The following is a 3,817-nucleotide window of genomic DNA, read 5'->3' as shown; positions in this document are numbered from 1 at the left end:
TACGTTCCATCTGTGGAACGATATGTTTAAATAGGTTTTCTTCACCAAAAATTTCACGAGCATTTTCCATAATGTATTCATCCACTTTACCATTATTTTTTAATAGCACTGGAAGAATACCTACAACTTCAATATCAAGATTATATTGCTCTTTTAATTTTACTAGTTGGTTAATGTAGTTTTCCGCACCTGTAAGAGAACGTTCTTGTGTTTGTAGAGTTATAAGAACATAATCAGAAGCTACAACTGCATTTTTTGTGACTTCAATTGACATAGGTGGAACATCGATAAATATGTAATCGTATTTATGTTTTATTTTCTCAAGTAATCCCTTAAAGTAGAAATCTTCTTCTTCTTCCGAAGAACACGATTTATATAGAAATTTTGCGAAATCTTGAAAATCAACATAAGAAGGAATTAAATGTAAATTTTCCATTATTTCAACTTCTAATCCATCTAAATTCCCCTCTTGAATCCCTTTCATCAATGTTTTATTTAAAGTTACCTGTTCGTCAGGATTAAGGATAGATTTTGTTAACATAAGGGATTTTGTTGCATTACTCTGTGGATCAAGGTCAACGAGTAAAGTTCGTTTCCCCTTTTTTGCGAATTCATAAGAGTTTAATACAGCATTAGTGGTTTTACCAACGCCACCTTTGTAGTTCCCAACAGTAATTGTAATAGCCATTTATACCACTCCATTTATTATTTGAAAAAGTCCTCTATATCCCTACTTCTATATTTTAGTAAAAGAATTATAGAAATAGGGAAGTATCTACTTTTAGAAATAGGGATATTTCCCTATGTTATATAGTAGATTATAGCAGTGATATGTGGTACATGCAATAGAATCTGTCATTTATACCACTCCATTCATTTTTGAAAAAGTTCTTATATCCCCATATCCCATGCCCATCAAGCTAAGAAAAGCAAATATCCTAAAACGAGAGAATTGATATCGTCAGGTGAACTATACAAATTTTTTGTTTGGGACGTTATAAAAAAGAAACAACCTTTCCTATAGTCTATGTTGTATGAGCTTAACTAGATGGCAAGGACCTATTTCAATATTTTTGATAGAAAAAGCAAGGATATATAGAAATATCCACTTATAGAAATAGGGATATTTCTATATTGTAAAGAAGATTATAGTAGTGTTATATGGTACATGCAATAGAATCAGTGTAAGCGTCAAATATTTCCCACCTACTATTTGTAAATAACCCATGAGATAATCTCCTTACATACTACATGTGGAGGTTTTTTTATGAAAAGACACCTATTAAAGAAAGAATAGGAAACTTACATTCAATACTATAAAAACAGTGGATTATCCAAAGGTGTCTAGTGTCAAAAACAGAATCTACCGGTTCATCGGCTATATTACTGGCTGAAAAAATTATCGCCTGAAACTGAAGATCAAAATAAAAATGAGCGTGTGAATTTATTAGGATTTAATAAAAAACAAATTAATCTATAAATCCCTTCTTTCTTGCAACAAGCTTACAAGGAAGAATTATTAATAAAAATAGAGCGTTTGCTAAACGCCCTTTTTTATCTGACTTCATCTTTATTATCTTTGAGATGAATTTATAATTGTGTTGGGTTTAAAGAAATATATTTTTTAGTTCCAACAATATGTAATTTTGTTTTTTGTCTTGACGTTTTTCCGATAACAATGAAAATCGATTGTCTTTCCTTTTGAATCAATAGCACGATATAGGTACATCCATCGACCTTTGACTTTCAATCATGGAAAAAGACCTCTTTTAGAACGTTAAAAATTCAGATTGTGAAATGAAATGTGAATTTGAAATAAAGTTTAACCGTTTTGAAAGAAGATTAACTGTTTATAAAAAAGCTAAATCAAAATATTGGTTTATTGTAGAAGAGCGAGTTTACAGATGATATGTTTATAATTGTGATAGAAAAGATGTGTTCCTATGAAAGACTTCTAATGTAACGGTTAGGCTTCAATAAGAGAGGGGGATTAAGATGTTAACAAACAAGTACTTAGACGATTTATTCGAAGAATTAAAAATAGAAGGTGAAACTTACTTTTACTATTTTTACTCCTATGTAACACCATCAGCATCAGAGTATTTTAAATACGGTCTTGGAGCATTGGCAGACCTTGAGCATTTAATCATATGTTTTACCGATAAAAGACTTATGGTATTAGAAATATCAATGAGTGGTAAGTTCACTGGTAATATAAAGTGTATAGACATGAAGGATATAGAAAGTGTGAAAGTTAAGAAAGGTTTGTTTAGGACTAAGATAACCGTCACTTCAACAGGTAACAGGGGAGATATTGTAATTAAAGCAAATAGTTTTACAATAGGCTTATCGAATCAGAAGAAAAACCTAATAAAATTAGAAAAGAAGTATAGTTAAAGATAAGAGACAAATAGGTTTTTATTTGAAGAAGGATTACAAAAAAATCAATCTTTTTTATAAAAGAATAATTCGATTAAATATTATAAGAGCATGTTTTGATTAATCTTTTTTTCAAAACACGCTTTTTTCTTTCGTTCTTTTATCACGGTTAATAGCATTAATTTGATCAAACTTTATTCGAAACCTACATGAAAATAGCTTATTGTGACAATTTACTAGGACAGCTAATGACTATAACTCCCTTTTTTTATATATTAAGTAACGAAATATGCTTCAATTGTTGTTTTTAAATAAAGTCACAATGTTTATAAGAAAGACGCGTGGATCTGTTTATCTAAAAGTGTGTTTTTATTGTGAGACAAAGCTACATCTAATATTAAACCCAATACATTTATGCATAGTTTTTCCAAATTACATTTGATAATATAGATAAATGGACGTTAAATACATAATATATTAATAGTTAGGGAGGTATTAGAAATGAAAAGAACACCTGAATTTATACTGGGTTTAATTGGTGGTATTTTGGGAGTTATAGGTTCTCTTATTATATTGATGATAGCTATTACTGTTTTGGATGGTGATATTGATTATAAAGCTGTAACTTATTACTCTATTTTATTAATTATTCAAATAGGGCTGTTAGTTTTAGCATGTTCAGTAAATAAGGTTAACAATATAGTCTACGGACTTTGTATGATATTATGTCCATTAGTAACATTGGTTATGTCATTATTTCTTTTATTTATTCCAGTAATTCTTCAAATTATTTCTGGTGGATTTGCGTTTCGACCTTTAAAACAAGAATCTAAATAAAATATTTAGCAATTCCAAAATCATGGTAAATATATAAGGGCTAATTTAAATAATATTTTTGAAGGGTGGTATTGTAATTTGAAACGTACTGTAGAATTTGTAATCGGCTTAATCGGAGGAATCTTAGGACTCTTACTTTCTTTATTTATTGTAATTGGTTGTATTTCTTACACAAGTTCTAATACTAGTTCTGGAGGTATTGAAGAATATATTATCATTACTTCTAGCATTGCCTTAATTATTCAAATAGGCCTATTAGTATTAGCTTGTTGTGTTAATAAAATAAATAATAAAACTTATGGTATTTGCATGATTGTATTAAGTATAATTTCATTGTTTTTAGGTTTATTTATTTTATTCCTTCCAGTGGTTTTACAAATCATTTCAGGTGCATTTGCATTTAGACCTTTAAAACAGGAGACTAATTAAAACAATAAGGTAAAGCAACTCCAAAATATACAATAAAAGTTGATTTTGGAGTTATTTTACGTTTACGAATCAGTAATGTATATTACGCCAGTAATTTTTCAAAGTCTCCCCCCTATACCTCCATTTCCGACAGCATAGGCAGGGATATAGGGAAATATCTAATTATAGAAAT

General features: G+C 29.1%; 4 protein-coding genes and 1 pseudogene. 3 read left to right on the top strand and 2 right to left on the bottom strand.

Translation table 11 applies throughout. From position 1 onward, the window contains the following. A partial coding sequence (locus VK90_RS26725) for a ParA family protein (protein WP_048376567.1) occupies positions 1-688 on the bottom strand: 688 nt, incomplete at its 3' end. A 957-nt stretch (positions 689-1,645) separates the two neighbouring features. Further along, a pseudogene (locus VK90_RS29625) lies at positions 1,646-1,750 on the bottom strand (DDE-type integrase/transposase/recombinase); the annotation flags it as partial. A 245-nt stretch (positions 1,751-1,995) separates the two neighbouring features. Here VK90_RS29625 and VK90_RS26720 point away from each other — a divergent pair. The 3 genes from VK90_RS26720 (at position 1,996) to VK90_RS26710 (ending at position 3,645) form a co-directional block, all read left to right on the top strand. Beyond that, entirely contained in the window at positions 1,996-2,397 is a 402-nt protein-coding gene (locus VK90_RS26720; RefSeq protein ID WP_048376565.1) for a PH domain-containing protein, read from the top strand. 483 nt (positions 2,398-2,880) lie between these two features. Beyond that, positions 2,881-3,216, top strand: a complete 336-nt coding sequence (locus VK90_RS26715) for a DUF4064 domain-containing protein (RefSeq protein WP_048376563.1) — start codon at positions 2,881-2,883, stop codon at positions 3,214-3,216. A 78-nt stretch (positions 3,217-3,294) separates the two neighbouring features. Continuing rightward, entirely contained in the window at positions 3,295-3,645 is a 351-nt protein-coding gene (locus VK90_RS26710) for a DUF4064 domain-containing protein (protein ID WP_025151394.1), read from the top strand. The last annotated feature ends 172 nt before the right edge of the window (positions 3,646-3,817 follow it).

The sequence above is a fragment of the Bacillus sp. LK2 genome, assembly GCF_001043575.1.
Taxonomy (GTDB): Bacteria; Bacillota; Bacilli; order Bacillales; family Bacillaceae_G; genus Bacillus_A; species Bacillus_A paramycoides.
This window is presented reverse-complemented; position numbering and strand designations above follow the sequence as displayed.